Origin of the sequence: Paenibacillus sp. FSL P4-0127, assembly GCF_038007325.1 — a bacterium.
Classification (GTDB): Bacteria; Bacillota; Bacilli; order Paenibacillales; family Paenibacillaceae; genus Fontibacillus; species Fontibacillus macerans.
On record NZ_JBBOWY010000001.1, the window covers coordinates 4,493,097 to 4,508,052 of the forward strand.

Sequence of the window (14,956 nt, forward strand, 5' to 3'; positions counted from 1 at the left end):
CTAAGCCCCCCTCTCGCGTGCCGCCTGCCCCGCCGCTTGCCCCGCAAGCTCCAGCAGATTCCGGCTCAAATCCCGGCAGCATGACAGCATGGCTTCCCGCGAGCCGCCCCGCTTCGGAAGCAGTCTGTACCGGCGAAAAAACGACAGGACGTCCCGATCGTTCCACGCGTCCGCAAACTCGGTGTCGTAAGGGATGCCGTGGACCGGCAGGTCGCTGCGATAACGGCGTTTCAGATTGGCCAGATTCAAGGCGCAGCCCGGATCGTAAGGGGCCAGGACCACGCACAGTTTGCGCCGGCCCGCCAACGGTTGATTCGCGAGCGCGGCAAAAAAATCGTCCAACTGCGACCGCCGCTGCTGCAGTACCGCCACCACAATCTCCCCTTCGCTGCCGGCCGATGCTTCCGGCAGCTCCCGGATTCGCGGGGCGTGCCGCAGCACCAGGTCGTAGCTCTGTTCGGCGGCCATTGCCAATTCCAAGAGCCCCTCCCCTTCGCCAAACCCGGACGTACCGCGCAAATCGCCGGCCCGAACCCCGGTCGCCAAATCAAGGCGGCCGCGAATGACGGGCAGCGTGTAATCGGAGTAATTCGCCTTCGTCAGCAGCCCGCTGGCCGACAGGCGAAGCAAAGCATCCGCCCCGTATTCGCTAAGACCCGTGTCCATAGCGCCGGTGTCTCCCGGTCCGGATTCCGGGGCATGGCGGCTTCCCGCCCGCAATCCCTCCTCTACGCCGCTGCCATGACGCCCGTCATTTAACAGCAGCACGCGCAGCGGATAATGGAGGCCTACAGTGACGGCGCAGGCCGCGGCTACGTTTGCCGCATACCCATGCCCGGGATCCCAAAACATAACCATGCTCATGCGCGTCTCCTTTCCGCGCGGCGCAGCGCTCTTTTCGCCGCTCCGGCTTCAAAGCCGGCCAGCCCGCTGAGGAGCCGGCGCAGCGCCCGTTTGTAAGATCGGGACAAGCGGCTCATGGCAAGCCGGCGCCCATGTTCATTTTCAAGCTGTACGGCCTGATTGAGCTCATTCCATGGAATGATGATTTCCTCCTCATGCCACTGGATTCCGATATCGTCCATAAAGCCGAGAATATAGTCGGTGCTGAGATAGCTGTCCACCGTTCGGGTAAAAACCGGGCGCACGCGCATCCCCCGCAGCTCCGGCCGCATATTCACGAGACCGCGCAGCCACCGGGCGGTCGATTCGACCTCATAACGATCAAAGGAAGTGACCAAAACCAACTCATCGGCGGAAGCGAAAATATCCGGCGAAGCGGCGTGTAAAGCTTCCAAATCAACCAGCTCGTAATCGTAGTCCTTGACGCCCTTTCCATCGTGTCCATCCGCAGCATTATGGAGCAGCCGCATGTCCAGCGGTCCCGCCGCCACGTCAAACCCGCAAAACTCCGTCACCGGCAGGAGTTGCTGAACTTCTCCGATCGAGTAGCGGTATTTGCCGCCTTCCGTGGCATCGGCCAGCAGCACGCTCCGTCCCGCGGCCGTTAAAGCGCTGCTTAAATAAAGCAGCAGATCCCGTTTATCGCTTTTGCCAATAAATACCCAGCGCTTCATTTCTCCTTCCCCCTGACCTCTATTTCATTTGAAAGCTGTCCGCTTCAGCCGGCGTTTCATTCTGCAGCGCCTCCTGTGCGTCCACCCGGCTGCTGGCGAATTCGGCAGCCTGACGCGGGGACATCGAGTATAGGTCGCTCTCCAGCCTTTCCCGCGCGGCGGCGTTTAAGGCGTTCTCCGCCTCCCGGACGATGTTCGGATCCTTTTTGATCAGCTGCATTACCGCGCCGTTCGCCGGATAAGTCGGCGTCGACTTGCCCTGCAAATAAGGTTCGACGTAGGTCAGCGCGTAAATGGACGCTTTATGCAGGTAAGCGTCGACGATGGCGCTGGAAAGGGATAAAATCTCCGCTTCGCCCAGCGTTACCGTCACCGTTCCGGTGGCCAGCGCTTCGATCTTTTTCTTGGACAGCAAAATATAGTCCTGGCCGGTCGGAAACTGAATGCGGATATCCACGACATCGCCCTCCTTCAAGGCGGCCGGAAGCAAAACAAAGCTCATTTCCCGCCAGCGCAAATCGTCCGTCGTCGGCGCTTCCTTGTACAGCAGCGTCTCCGTTAATAACGTAAACGGTCGCAGGGTGATCTTGGCGATCTTGCCGGCGATGTCCTCCCTTGACTTCAGGGCGTCGGCCGGGATGCTGTCGGCCGGCAGCTCGACCTCCTTCATATCGTCCGCTTTGATCGGATGCCCCGCCCGAATCTCGCTGACCGGCACCCATCCCCTGACCGTTGCGCGGTTCGCTTCTTTCCGCAATCTTTCGATTTCCGTTTCGTATTTCTGCTTTAACGCCAGCCTCTCCGATTGATTTTGCTTCCCCTGATGTACGGCATATCCCGCGAAAATCAAACCCATCGCGGCGGCTCCCGCGAGCCCGGCGCAGATCAATTGCTTCGTTTTCCGTCTCAATCTTGACATCTGTTCATCTCCCTACCTACAATTTCTGCTTTGCAAGAAAGCCCCTGCCGCCTCGCTTCGGCCGCGGCAGCAGGCCGTCGCAGAGCGCCCGGAGCGCCGCGGTTACGGCTTCACCGGGGTCAAACGGATCCGGCTCCGGCGGAATGGCGTACACGCTGCGCGTCCGCAGCCTTTTGGCAAGCCGTTTTGCCGCGGATGCGGAGGCCAAAGGGACGCAGAATTTCCAGGTAGACGGCCATTTCCCGGCCAACCCCGCAGCTTCGGCGAACCGCTCCAGCTCCTCCGCCCGCCATTCTGCGGCCGAGCCGACGACGAGGGACAAATCGGCGCGTCTGAACTCCTCCAGCTGTTCCTTTTGCCGGCCGCTCCCCAAATCGCATACGAGATACTCATATCCGCCGGTCAGCAGCTCGAGCCATTCGGTGCGCGAAGGCGCTCTGATGTATTGAACCCCGCCGATGCGAAACTGCCGCTCCGCGGAGGAGGCGGACTCGCCGAGCGCGACCCGGGCAAGCCGCTGAAAAGCCGGCGATTTTGCCTCCATTTCGGCGATCGCGATCCTTTTGGCGCTGCGGGACAGCACATGGGCCAGCGCGATCGCCGTGTGGGTCGTTCCCGCTCCCGGCGACGCGCCGATGACGGCGATGACCGCCGTTCTCCCCCCGGCGGCAGGCTGGACGCCGGAAACAGGCCCCTCCCAAGCGGATAGGGAGGCGGCCGCTTGGTCCGCCGCTTGCGGCCGGAGCACTCCCCGCAGCGCTTCGCCGGCCGCTTCCGCCGAAGCATAACGCGCTTCCGGCCGCTGCTGAAGCAGCCGCTCCAGAACCGGAAGCAGCGCGCCGTGCCCCCGGCCGCGCAAACACTCTTCCGCCTCCTGCGTCCATGCGCTGCATTTGCAGCCTGTTCCCAAATACAGCAGCACCGCGCCAAGCGAATACAAGTCTGCGCGTCCGTCGCTCTGGCTTCCGCCGTATTGCTCCGGGGCCGCAAAACCTACCGTGCCGAGCTGAACCGTGTCTTCGGCTTTATCCGGCGAATACGTGCGGGCGATACCGAAATCGATGAAGCGAACCTGGCCTTTGCCGTCCACCAGTAAATTGGACGGTTTCACGTCGCGATGGATGACGGGCGGACGATGCGTATGCAAATAATGCAGCCCCTCGGCGATTTGCAGGCCGAACCGGATCAACGTTTCCGTTGGCATACGTCCTTCTCGCGTCTTCACATAACGATCCAAATGCTCCCCCTCGATGTAATCCATCACGATGTACGAATAACCTGTACCGCCTTCCTGGATGAAATCGACGATGCGCGGCAGCCGCGGGTGGTTCAGCGAAATGAGCAGCTCGGCTTCCTGAGCCACCAGCACGCTGTGCCCCGCTGCCGCCTGGCTTTCCTTCACGGCCCAAACCTTCCCCGGCAGCTTCAAATCCGAAGCGAGGTACACCCGGCTCATCCCGCCTTGTCCGGCAACCCGCTCAATCGAATAGCGCCCGGCCAGCAAATCTCCGGGGGCCAACTGCGGCACAAAAGACAAGCTCAACCCCTCCTTTTCAGACGCAAAAAAGGGAAAGCCCCCATCCCACTGCTTCAGCCGTAAGGCCAAAGGCAGCGAAACAGGATACTTTCCCTTCGCGGTCATTGTATAATTTTGGAATTAGTATAGGACAGGTTTGCACCAATTGTAAAGCATTTTTTTTGCACGAAATTAATTTATGGAATTAATATTTAATCATATACAAAGTAATCTCGTCGCGGTTGTGAAACAGCTGCTTCGCCCGCTGCACTTGCAGCCTCGCATCCTGGAACATGCCGATGACCTCTTGAATCAATGCCATCGGTTTTTTGTGCATCAGCTTCACCGTAACGATCGCCGTTCCTCCGGGGACGAGCGCATACAGAAGGCTCGTTACCAGCTTGGCGGCAAGCTTCGGGCTCCAGCTCATATCGCACACCAGCAGGTCGAACTGGTGCTCCTTGAATTTTACGCTGTCGGCGTTGCGCTGCACAAAGGTCAGTTTCGGCGATGACAGCAAGGAAGGATGCAATTTGGCCGTATCGACCGCCGTTACGTTCAGCCCGCGTTCCAGCAGAAAGGAGGTCCATCCCCCCGGGGCCGCTCCGATATCAAGCGCTTCGCGAAACGAGGCAAACGGGATGCCGAACGTCGCTTCCGCTTCCAGCAGCTTGAATTTGGCCCGCGAAATTTGCCCTTCCTCTTTCCGGAAACGGATGGCCCCGCCGTTCCAGTCGGACAGATTGTCCTCCGGGCGAGCCACGCCAGCATAAACCCGGTCGCGACTGGCAAACACAGAGATCACCCAGTCCGCGTCCCGGACGACGAATTCCGTACCGGCCAATTCCTGCAGTTCATTTTGCAGCGCATCTTTCATTTCCGCGGCCGTTCCGCTCCATAAGCCGTCCTCCGACTTGCGCGTTTGTACGGCAACGCGGGCGCCGGGCAGCCGGAAATCGCCCAGCAGAAACTTGCGCAGGGCCGGCAGCCAGCCGTGCCGATCGGCATCCGCTTGCTCGCCGGGACACCATTCCCAGTCGACCAAAAAAGCGTGGCGAAGAAATAACGGAGGTGCGGCGGCGAGTTGTTCCGTCACTTCCTCCACCACCTTCTGCAGGGTGGCGGCAAACACTTCGCCGGGAATCAGCATCGTGCTTTTCACGCTGCCGAACGCCCGCCGCAGCTCCTCCTGAGCATACGGCGCGAAGCCGTGATTGGCCGTGCAAATCCATTTGGATTGGGGCGGCACCTTGCAATCCCGGGCGATCTCATCGAGCCGTTCGAACGAAATCGGTCCGTTATGCAGCAGCACATGCTCCGGTTTGTTCGGGTATAAAATTTCGTACATGCTCTTTCTTCCGGAATTGCTGGACGTGTGCAAATAAATTTCCCGCGGAAACAGGCCTTCCCGCACCATGGCCGCGGCCATGTCCGTACCGTTCTTCTCCCCCGGTCCCATATCGTAATCCAGCGATAAAATGTCTACCTCCGTTAATCGCAGCAATTCCAGACATTCGTCGACGGTGCGCGCTAGCGTAAACCCTTGTGGACATCGGCGAAAATCGTCCATATATACATGAATCAAGTTAGTTCTTCCTTTCCGCGGTATTTCAGCTGCTTAGGCTTCCACCCACCGCCTCACTCGCTCCAAATCGTCTCTATAGGTCCCATCTTCTCCGGTTTCACTCTCAAAAATAAGCGGTGCGTTCCGGATGGCGTCGATCTTCAGCAACCAGCGAAAACCGGATTCGCCGATATAACCCTGGCCGACGCGGGCATGACGGTCCTTTCGCGATAATACCGGGTATTTCGAATCATTGAAATGAACGGCGCCCAGGCCGTCCCAAAACCCAAGCCGCTCGGCTTTCTCCGCAAAGTCCTCATCGCCTTCTCCCCGCCACATCCCCGCAGCAAAAGCATGGCAGGTGTCGAGGCAAAAGCCGATCCGCTCCGAATCCCGGCACAAACGGCGAATTTGTACCAGCTCATCGATCGTCATGCCCATATCCCCGTGATCGCCGGCCTGATTTTCAATGAGCAGCTTCGCCGCCCCCTCCCAGCCGTCGAGCACATCATTAATACATTGTATAATATTTTGGTATCCTTGTAAGGGGTTTCCTGACTTAAATGTGCCAAAATGAACAACAATTCCCAAAGAACCGCAGGCCTCCGCAATGGCCAAGTCGTTGCGCAGCGAATCCACGACTCTCCGGTACGGGGCGGTGTCATCCGAACTTACCGCCAAATTGCTCGGATACGGCGTATGCGCCACGGAAACAAGGCCATGCTCGCGGCAAAAGCTTCGGCAGCTCGCCGCATCCCGCGGGTCGAAGCTTTTTACCGTAAGGCTGCGGGGGTTTTTGGGAAAATACTGAAAGGCTCCGCCTCCAAGCCCCAGCGCCGCTTTGGCGGCCCCGAAATATCCCCCGCGAATGCTTAAATGTCCCCCGATTTTCAGCTCAGCGGTCATGTTGGCAGCCCGGACTGTAGAACACTTTTCGTCCGTTCATTTCCGCTTTCACGATGGAATCGCCGCAGCGCGGACAGGGCTCTCCCTCCCGGTCGTACACGCGGCAAATCCCGTTTGCCCCGCCGGTGAGCGTATCGTTCTTGAACAGCGGCAGTTCGATGTATCCGCCCGCTTCGATCGCTTCCAGGAGCACTTCTCTCGTCGCTTTATAGAGATGCGACAAGTCTTCTTCGCTCATGTTTTGCAGCTTGGCCATCGGCAGCAATCCGGCGGCAAATGCAATTTCATCCGCATAGCGGTTGCCGATGCCGGCGATGACGTCCTGGTTGACGAGCGTCGTTTTCAAGCTGCCGCGGCGTTTGCGCAAAATCGAGATGAACCGCGCTTCGTTCATTCTGCGGTCAAGCAGCTCCGGGCCCAAATGCGCCATGAGCTCCTCTGCTTCCTTGGCGCTGTGCAGATGCAGATGCCCAAGGCGCAGGCCGATGAAATAAAGCGCCTGGCCATCGGCAAAGGCAATTTCGATTTGCGTGTTCCGGTCCGGCCGGTCCTCTTGCGAGCCCAAATAAAGCAGTCCGCCTAACATCAAATGCAGCAGCAGGCGTTTGCCGTTGTCCAAGTGAAACAGCAAATGCTTGCCCCGCCGCTCTATAAAAATGATTTGTCTGCCGGTGAGCTCCCCGGCAAACGCGGCAGCCTCCATATTAATCGACTTCTCCCGGTGAATCGTGATTTCCGTCATCGGAACATCCAAAATGTGCTGTGACAACTGAATTCGATAATTTTCCATTTCCGGCAGTTCCGGCATGGGTCATCTTCCCTTCGTTCATGTGGTTCATGATTTGGAACGTTTCATGGATTCATAAGTTCGTTCATTGGTTCATTCGTTGCTTCGTCTTCGCCGGACGTCAGCCGATCAGGCCGGCAACCTCATCCAAGTTTCGGCATACCGCATCCGGCCGGAAGCCGGAGGTTTTGATCGCGTCCGGCAACCTTTCTTCGGTCGTCACTCCCGTCAACGTCAAAATCGTCCCGCAGCCCGCGTTTACTCCAGCGGCAATATCGGTCAGCATGTTGTCTCCGATGACGGCCACTTCTTCATTCCGCAAGCCTAAGCGCTTGATGGCAAAATTCATCAGCGGCTCGGCCGGCTTGCCGATAACGACGGGTTTGACCCCCGTAGCCGCTTGAATTGCGGCGGACAGCGTCCCCGCTCCCGGCATCAAACCTCCCGTCGAGGGCAGCAGCAGATCGGGATTCGTCAGCACGTACCTGGCGCCCCCGCCGATCCAGCGGGCCGCTTTGGTTAACGTTTCGTATGTAAAATTGCGGTCGATTCCCTGGACGACCACATCCGGCTGTTCCTCGTCCAGCGGCAGCCCCGCATTCTGAAGCGCGGTCAGCAGCCCCGCTTCTCCGATCGCCGCCACCTTGACGCCGGCCGGCAGCTCGCCAGCGATATATTCCGCCGCCGCCACCGCCGAGGTGCAGACGTCTTCCGCTTTGGCGGGAATTCCCATTGCCCGCAAATGCCCGGCAACCTGCTCCGGAGTCCGGGACGAATTGTTCGTGACGAATAAAAAAGGGATCTTTTTGTCCAGCAACGCCGAAACGAGGCGATCCGCACCGGGAATCATCCGCGTCCCGTGGTATAACGTGCCGTCCAAGTCAATCAGAAACGCCTTCCATCTCTCAGGCAATATTTTCATCCTTCCCATTTGGACCTATCCATTTCATTGTACCTATTTCACCCAGGATCAGGCAAATTTCCGCCTTAGCTTTTTTGGGAATTTGTCAAAAAAACGTCTTGACGCGCTTGTTGGCGTCGAAGCCCCTCGAAGCTAAAGAAAACCGGGCCTTGGCGCAATGCCAAACTTTGCAGGCGGCTGTCATTTCCTGCGCTTTCCCGGAAAATATTTTTCAGCTCTCCCGATCGCATCGGCGCCGAACCGGATACAGCACATGCTCCCTGGCCAGCTCCGACCCGGCAAAAACCGCTTTAGCCTCATCCTCCAGCCGGCCGAGCTGTTCCTCGGATTTGTACCGCGAGCTGAAATGGGTAAGAAATAAATGCTGCGCTCCGGCATCGCGCGCGGTCTGCGCCGCTTGTCTAGCCGTGCTGTGGTGATATGCGTGCGCGGTGTCGGCCAATTCATGCAAAAAGGTGGATTCATGCACCAGCACGTCGGCGTTTTGGGCCAGTTTTTGGGCCGCGCTGCAAGGGCGGGTGTCGCCGAGAATCGTAACGATCCGTCCCGCTTTCGGCTTTCCGAGCACATCAACGGCATGCAGCGTTTCTCCGCTTGGCGTTACCACGCTTTCTCCTTTCTTCAGCTTGCCGTACAGCGGTCCGGGGCGAATGCCGAAGCGTTCCAGCACTGCGGCGTCCAGCTTGCCGGGAAGGTCCTTCTCGACAACGCGGTATCCGTAGCTGGCAATCCGGTGCTCCAGCAAAGCGGCTTCCACGCGAAAGGTATCATCCTCGAACAGCAGCCCTCCATCATGTTCTACGATTTCAAGCTTGTAATCGATTCGCGATTCGCTTAGCCCAAGCGTGGTTTCCACAAATTTTTTCAAACCCTTGGGTCCGAATATGGTCAGCGGCGAATCCCCGCCCTGGTAGGCGCGGCTGGAAATCAGTCCGGGAAGGCCAAAAAGATGGTCGCCGTGCAGGTGCGTGATGAAGATATATTCCAGCTTGCTCAGTTTCAGGGGCGAACGGAGAATCTGGTGCTGCGTCCCTTCGCCGCAATCGAACAGCCACAAGGAACGGCGTTCCTCAAGCAGGCGCAGCGCCAACGAGGTTACGTTGCGTTCCAGCGACGGCACCCCGGCATTGGTCCCCAAAAAATAAAGTTCCATGCACATCGTCCTTCCGGTTGTAATCAAGTCATCAATGAAAAACTGGCAAAATAGACTGCCAAAACCCTCCGTAAATCGGAGGGTTTGCCAGAAGCTTCTTTATTTAAGAGGTTATGAACGCGCATTTTATGCTTTGTCCACATTAAAATACTTGGCCTCTGGATGAGCGAACACCATCGCCGACACGGAGGCCTCCGGCTCCATCATGAAGCCTTCCGTCAACGCGATCCCGATGTCCTCCGGATGCAGCAGATCAAACAGCAGCTGCTGATCTTCAAGATCCGGACAAGCCGGGTAGCCGAACGAAACGCGAATCCCTTGGTAACGTGCCCCGTGGCGCTGCTTCATGGTCATATCCGCCGGATCCGGGAACCCCCAAATGTCCCGCATGATGTGGTGCACGCGCTCGGCCAGCGCTTCCGCCAGCTCCAGCGCAACCGCCTGCAGCACATGGGAGCGGAGATAGTCGCCCCGTTCTTTCCATGTCTCGGACAATTGGCGGACGCCCTGCCCGGCCGTAACGACGAGAAAACCGACGTAGTCCATCTCTCCGCTGTCCACCGATCTCAGGTAATCGGCAAGGCACAGATAAGGCTCCACCCGCTGGCGCGGGAAGCTGAACCGTTTGATCACTTTGCCGTGATCGGCCGGATCATAGATCAATATATCGTTACCCGACGATTGCGCCGGGAAGAAGCGGTACATCGCCTGCGTGCGGATAATACCGTCCGTTACCGCCTCCAGCAAAATTTGGTCCACGGTTTGTTTTAGCTCCACCGCTTTTTCGTTCCCCGCCGCGAGCAGTTGCTCGACGGAGCCGCGCAAACCTAAATGATGTCCCAAAAGCATTTGCCAATTCACATAAGGAGTAATATGGCCGATCGGATAATCGCGCAGCACATGCCGCTCCAAATCCGGCGGGATAAACACCGGCGCGTCGGTGCGGATTTGCGAACGGTGGACGCGGGTCAGCTCAGGCAACGGCTCGGCAACGGCCACCGCCGCCGCGTCGGCCTCTTTCTCCGCTTCCATCTCCAAGCGCAATTGCTCCCGGCTCGCCGGGTCCATCAGCTTGTTGGCCAAGTCCAGACCGTCCATTGCGTCTTTGGCGTAGACGACCATGCCGTTATACTCCGGCCGGATGCGCGTTTTCGTAAACTTGCGCGTTAGGGCAGCCCCGCCAACCAGAATCGGCACGTCGATGCCCGCGTTGCGCAAATCCTGCGCAGTAAGCACCATCTGCTGCGCCGATTTGACGAGCAGGCCGGACAAGCCGATCGCGTCGGCTTTCTCTTCCCGATATGCTTCAATAATGCGCTCTGGTGGTACTTTTATGCCCAAATTCACGATTTGGTAACCGTTGTTGGACAGAATGATCTCCACCAGGTTTTTGCCGATATCATGAACGTCGCCTTTTACGGTAGCCAGCAGGATTTTCCCCTTAACGCTCGATTCGTTTTTCTCCATAAACGGTTCGAGATAAGCAACCGAAGCCTTCATGACCTCCGCGCTCTGCAGCACCTCCGCGACGATCAGCTCGTTGTTGTTGAACAGCCGCCCGACTTCCTCCATCCCGGCCATCAGCGGACCGTTGATGATCTCCAGCGCGCTGTATCGTTTCAGCGCTTCGTCCAGATCGGGAATCAGTCCTTCTTTCGTGCCCTCTACCACGTAGGAAGCGAGCCGTTCTTCCAGCGTCAGCTGTATCGTACGTTCCTTTTTCTCCACTTTTTTGTTGCGGAAAGCCGCCACGAACGCGGCCAGCGTCTCGTCATTGGTATGATAAATAAGTTCTTCCGCCAGCCGCCGCTCTTCCTCCGGAATCTTCGCGTACCGCTCCAGCTTTTCCGTGTTGACGATCGCATAATCGAGGCCGGCCTTGGTGCATTCGTACAAAAATACGGAGTTCAGCACCTCGCGGCCCGCTTCCGGCAGACCGAAAGACACGTTGCTGACCCCAAGCACCGTTTGGCAGCTAGGCAGCGCCTCCTTGATCAGCCGGATGCCTTCAATCGTTTCCTTGGCGGAGCCGATGTACTGCTCGTCCCCCGTTCCCACCGGAAACACGAGCGGGTCAAAAATTAAATCCTCGGCGTTTAATCCGTACTTGTTCACGAGCAAATCGTGGGAACGTTTGGCCACTTCCAATTTGTCTTCGCGGGTGATCGCCTGTCCGCGTTCGTCGATCGTCCCTACGACCACGGCCGCCCCATATTTATGGATCAGCGGGACGACGCGTTCGAATTTTTCTTCCCCATCCTCAAGGTTAATGGAGTTAATAATCGATTTCCCCTGGCAGTATTTCAGCGCCAGGTCGATGACCTTCGGATCGGTCGTATCGATCATCAAAGGCACTTTCACCTTCTTGACGACCAGTTCAAGAAACTTCTTGATGTCCTCCGCTTCGTCGCGGTCCGGATCCTGAACGCACACGTCGATCACCTGGGCGCCGTTCTTCACCTGGGCCCGGGCGATTTCCGAAGCCTCTTCGTATTTGCCTTCCACGATGAGGCGTTTGAATTTTCGCGACCCCAGAACATTCGTTCGCTCTCCGACCAAATAAGGCCGATTTGCCGCTTCGACATAAACCGGCTCGATTCCAGACAACGCCGGAGGGTGGTCTCCGGCCAGCGTGCGCGGCCGGTATCCGCTCAGCTTCTGCGCCAGGGCGGCGATATGTGCCGGGGTTGTGCCGCAGCAGCCGCCCGCGACGTTCAGCCACCCCTCCTCGGCGAACGCGGCCATTTTCTGGGCCAGCGATTCCGGGGATTCGTGGTATTTGCCGTTTTCATCCGGCAGTCCAGCGTTCGGGTGGCAGCTTACCGCGGCTTTCGCAATGCCGGAAAGCGTGCGGATATGATCGCGCATAAATTCCGGGCCGGTGGCGCAGTTCAATCCAACCGAAATCGGCTTCAAATGCTCGAGCGAAATATAAAACGCTTCGATATTTTGCCCGGCCAAAGTCGTACCCATCGGCTCGATCGTTCCGGAAATCATCAGCGGCAGCTGTTTCCCCGATTTTTGCAGCGCCCGCGTTATCCCGATACTTCCGGCTTTCACGTTCAGCGTATCCTGGGACGTTTCCAGCATCAGCGCATCCACGCCGCCATCGATCAGGGCGATGGCCTGCTCCTCGTAGCTTTCGGTTAATTCGTCGAAGGTGACCCCGCCGGTGACGGACAGCGTTTTGGTCGTCGGACCAAGTACGCCAACGACATATCTCGGATGGTCCGGCGTACTGTATTTCTTCGCGGCCTCTACGGCTAGCTTTGCCGCCGCCAAATTCAATTCCCTTGCTCTATGGGATATATCGTATTCGGCCAGAACAACGGAGGTTGCCCCAAACGTATTCGTTTCTATCAGGTCGGCTCCGGCCGCCAAATATTGCTCGTGAATGCCTTGAATCACATCCGGACGGGTGAGAACGAGCATCTCGTTGCAGCCATCCAGCTCTTCCCCGCCGAAATCGCTCGGAACAAGGTTCTCCTGCTGGATCATGGTGCCCATGGCGCCATCAAGTATCAATATTCGTTCTTTTATTCGGTCTTCCAGGCTCGGTTTGCTCATGATCATGTCCCTCCCGTAAAACGTTAAGACTTAGTTTAACAGAATAAAGCGTTGAAGAAAAGAGAGGACAGGCGTATGAAATGTTGCAAAAAATGTTGCAAAAAACAAGCTGCCCTCATCTCAGCGGATGCAGGCAGCTTGATCGTTGTTGCGCGCGGGGCTTTTATGTAATGATCGATCGGCGTTACTGTACCGTAAACTGCTTGGACGGCATCGAATGTTGATCCCGTGCGGTCACATGGGAAATCACTTTATAGGTTCCCGGCTCCGCAAACTTGCGCTCGAGGACATAGGCGCCGTCTCCGGCGCTTTTTACCGTCACTTTGCTGTGCTCGGCGTTTTCGTCATCGGTGTTCCAAAATTCGAACGTAACCTCCTGCGCGTCATCGACGTTTTCCCCCCGATGCCCCACCTTGGCGGTAAACGTCACGGTCCCGCCGCTTTCAACGGTATCCGGCGTTACTTCAAGATCTACCCGGATCGGCTCCAGCGGTCCATTATCCACCGCCGCCGTTTCGCTTCGTCCGCAGCCGCCAAGCACCGTGATCAACAATACCATAACGGCGATCCGCCCGGCTTTTCCCTTCAATGGATTTCCCTCCTTTTCGCTTATTCCGTACATTCGTTTTGAGATTGGACGTTCGTACGCAAGCTTACGCCAATCGCGCGATAATTTCGTGCAGCTCGGACAAGTGCGAAATTTCGTAATCGGGCTTGATTTCGTCGCTAGGCTGTTTTCCGTCGCGATTGATCCATATGGCCGTCATGCCGACGCTGAGCGAGCCTTTGATATCGGTCGTCAGCTTGTCGCCAACCATAATCCCTTCGCCGGCATCGATCCCTAACCGTTCCAGCGCATGGCGGAAAATGGACGGATCGGGTTTGCCCTTGCCGAACTTGCCGGAAATGATGATCTCGTCAAAAAACGGCGCCAGCTCCGGCACGCCGTCGAGCTTCTCTTGCTGCAGGGCCGGGCAGCCGTTGGTCAGCAGCAGCAGCTTAACGGTTCCGTGAAGTTCCTTGAGCACTTGAAACGTTTCTTCGTAAACATGCGGACGGGCGCGGCGCTCTTTGGCGAACCGCTCCGCCAGTTCCTCGCCGAGCTGGTCGTTATCGACGCCGACGGCCAGCAACCCGCGCCGCCAGGACTCCTTGCGGTATACCGGGGCAAGCTGCTCCAGCTGGCGGAACTCCGGCTGCTCTCCGGCCGAAAACGTAGCCCATAGGCCTTCAAACGGATTAATCCCGATCATCTTCGTAAACGGATACGTTTCGTAAGACTCGTACAGTCCGCGTGCTTCCCGCCGCACCGCTTCCTCCAGCTCTTCCGGCTCGATTCCCGGAACCCGCTGCGCCGCGAACTCGCAGGCAGCGGCAAAAGCTTCCTTTACGCTGCGGTCATCCCACAGCAGCGTATCGTCCAAATCAAAACAAACAGCTTTAATCGTCATCGTTTCAACCTCGCTCCATGATCTCCCTATGGGGGCAAATGAACAACGCATTCCTTATTCCTTGACCAGCTTCACGTGATGCGTGTTGGCATACAGTTCCAGCCGCGCGGCCATCGCCTCGGTGTCAAAGCGGTTGCGCGTCCGGTAAAATACCCATTTTGCATCCCGGATTTTCGGCTCAATTACGATTTTGTTCCGGCTTACGATGATTTTGCTGATATTTCCGGCATCCAGAGATTTGTCCCGGTTAAATTTCGAGGTGTAGAGCCAGCTTTTGTTGATGCGCAAATACGGCTTGCGGAGAAATATGGCGAGCGCCAGCACGGCGTAAAGGATGATCGTAATCCAATACATCATCGTATTCACCTCGGCCGAATTCCCGATGATGCCGACGCTGGCATAGAGCAGAGCCAGCAAGAACAGCACGATCGGCAAAATAAAGTTGCGCCCTTTGAAGACGTCGCCTTCCCCGTTAGGTCCCAAGACGCTTCTCGCGTTTCTTCCGCCCTGCCCGCTCCCCAAATTCGGGCCCTTTCCTTTTTTCTGCATCCGGAGCTGATTCCGCTCCACTTTCCGGTCAAACGAAGCCATGCA

Annotated in this window: 13 protein-coding genes and 1 pseudogene; all 14 read right to left on the bottom strand. The window is 57.5% G+C overall.

Annotated features, from left to right (window positions below):
* A complete protein-coding gene (locus tag NYE74_RS20320; protein ID WP_341005151.1) occupies positions 1 to 858 on the bottom strand; it encodes a hypothetical protein in 858 nt (285 codons plus the stop codon).
* A 2-nt stretch (positions 859 to 860) separates the two neighbouring features.
* Positions 861 to 1,577 (bottom strand): MinD/ParA family ATP-binding protein, encoded by a 717-nt coding sequence (locus tag NYE74_RS20325; protein WP_036623117.1) that lies wholly within the window; start codon positions 1,575 to 1,577, stop codon positions 861 to 863.
* Between the two features lie 19 nt (positions 1,578 to 1,596).
* Positions 1,597 to 2,496, bottom strand: coding sequence for an SAF domain-containing protein (locus NYE74_RS20330; protein ID WP_341005152.1), 900 nt, complete (start codon positions 2,494 to 2,496; stop codon positions 1,597 to 1,599).
* A gap of 16 nt (positions 2,497 to 2,512) precedes the next feature.
* The gene (locus tag NYE74_RS20335; RefSeq protein ID WP_240752600.1) at positions 2,513 to 4,024 is read right to left on the bottom strand and encodes a serine/threonine-protein kinase; all 1,512 of its coding nucleotides are present in this window, start codon (positions 4,022 to 4,024) and stop codon (positions 2,513 to 2,515) included.
* Positions 4,025 to 4,217: 193 nt separating this feature from the next.
* Complete coding sequence (locus NYE74_RS20340; RefSeq protein ID WP_445323424.1) at positions 4,218 to 5,279, bottom strand: SAM-dependent methyltransferase; 1,062 nt, start codon at positions 5,277 to 5,279, stop codon at positions 4,218 to 4,220.
* Between the two features lie 75 nt (positions 5,280 to 5,354).
* Positions 5,355 to 5,582 (bottom strand): annotated as a pseudogene (locus tag NYE74_RS33365) (cyclic-phosphate processing receiver domain-containing protein); the annotation flags it as partial.
* A gap of 48 nt (positions 5,583 to 5,630) precedes the next feature.
* On the bottom strand, positions 5,631 to 6,482 hold the full coding sequence (locus NYE74_RS20345; RefSeq protein ID WP_341005154.1) for a deoxyribonuclease IV: 852 nt from the start codon (positions 6,480 to 6,482) through the stop codon (positions 5,631 to 5,633).
* Complete coding sequence (locus tag NYE74_RS20350; protein WP_124332155.1) at positions 6,472 to 7,290, bottom strand: Fpg/Nei family DNA glycosylase; 819 nt, start codon at positions 7,288 to 7,290, stop codon at positions 6,472 to 6,474. Before NYE74_RS20350 ends, NYE74_RS20345 begins: the two co-directional genes overlap by 11 nt.
* 100 nt (positions 7,291 to 7,390) lie before the next feature.
* Complete coding sequence (locus NYE74_RS20355; protein WP_227872760.1) at positions 7,391 to 8,182, bottom strand: TIGR01457 family HAD-type hydrolase; 792 nt, start codon at positions 8,180 to 8,182, stop codon at positions 7,391 to 7,393.
* Positions 8,183 to 8,402: 220 nt separating this feature from the next.
* Positions 8,403 to 9,344: a ribonuclease Z gene (gene rnz / locus NYE74_RS20360; protein WP_124332156.1), complete on the bottom strand. Its 942-nt coding sequence runs from the start codon at positions 9,342 to 9,344 to the stop codon at positions 8,403 to 8,405.
* Positions 9,345 to 9,470: 126 nt separating this feature from the next.
* Positions 9,471 to 12,911, bottom strand: a complete 3,441-nt coding sequence (gene metH, locus NYE74_RS20365; protein ID WP_124332157.1) for a methionine synthase — start codon at positions 12,909 to 12,911, stop codon at positions 9,471 to 9,473.
* A 184-nt stretch (positions 12,912 to 13,095) separates the two neighbouring features.
* Entirely contained in the window at positions 13,096 to 13,500 is a 405-nt protein-coding gene (locus NYE74_RS20370; RefSeq protein ID WP_227872761.1) for a FixH family protein, read from the bottom strand.
* Positions 13,501 to 13,564: 64 nt separating this feature from the next.
* Complete coding sequence (locus NYE74_RS20375) at positions 13,565 to 14,362, bottom strand: HAD family hydrolase (protein WP_115311188.1); 798 nt, start codon at positions 14,360 to 14,362, stop codon at positions 13,565 to 13,567.
* Between the two features lie 54 nt (positions 14,363 to 14,416).
* A complete protein-coding gene (locus NYE74_RS20380) occupies positions 14,417 to 14,953 on the bottom strand; it encodes a hypothetical protein (RefSeq protein WP_036623127.1) in 537 nt (178 codons plus the stop codon).
* Positions 14,954 to 14,956: the final 3 nt, after the last annotated feature.

Coding starts and splice junctions, on each gene's coding strand:
- NYE74_RS20350 (WP_124332155.1), bottom strand. CDS start 7,290: ATGCCGGAACTGCCGGAAATGGAAAATTATCGAATTCAGTTGTCACAG.
- NYE74_RS20325 (WP_036623117.1), bottom strand. CDS start 1,577: ATGAAGCGCTGGGTATTTATTGGCAAAAGCGATAAACGGGATCTGCTG.
- NYE74_RS20380 (WP_036623127.1), bottom strand. CDS start 14,953: ATGGCTTCGTTTGACCGGAAAGTGGAGCGGAATCAGCTCCGGATGCAG.
- metH (WP_124332157.1), bottom strand. CDS start 12,911: ATGAGCAAACCGAGCCTGGAAGACCGAATAAAAGAACGAATATTGATA.
- NYE74_RS20345 (WP_341005154.1), bottom strand. CDS start 6,482: ATGACCGCTGAGCTGAAAATCGGGGGACATTTAAGCATTCGCGGGGGA.
- rnz (WP_124332156.1), bottom strand. CDS start 9,344: ATGGAACTTTATTTTTTGGGGACCAATGCCGGGGTGCCGTCGCTGGAA.
- NYE74_RS20330 (WP_341005152.1), bottom strand. CDS start 2,496: ATGTCAAGATTGAGACGGAAAACGAAGCAATTGATCTGCGCCGGGCTC.
- NYE74_RS20320 (WP_341005151.1), bottom strand. CDS start 858: ATGGTTATGTTTTGGGATCCCGGGCATGGGTATGCGGCAAACGTAGCC.
- NYE74_RS20375 (WP_115311188.1), bottom strand. CDS start 14,362: ATGACGATTAAAGCTGTTTGTTTTGATTTGGACGATACGCTGCTGTGG.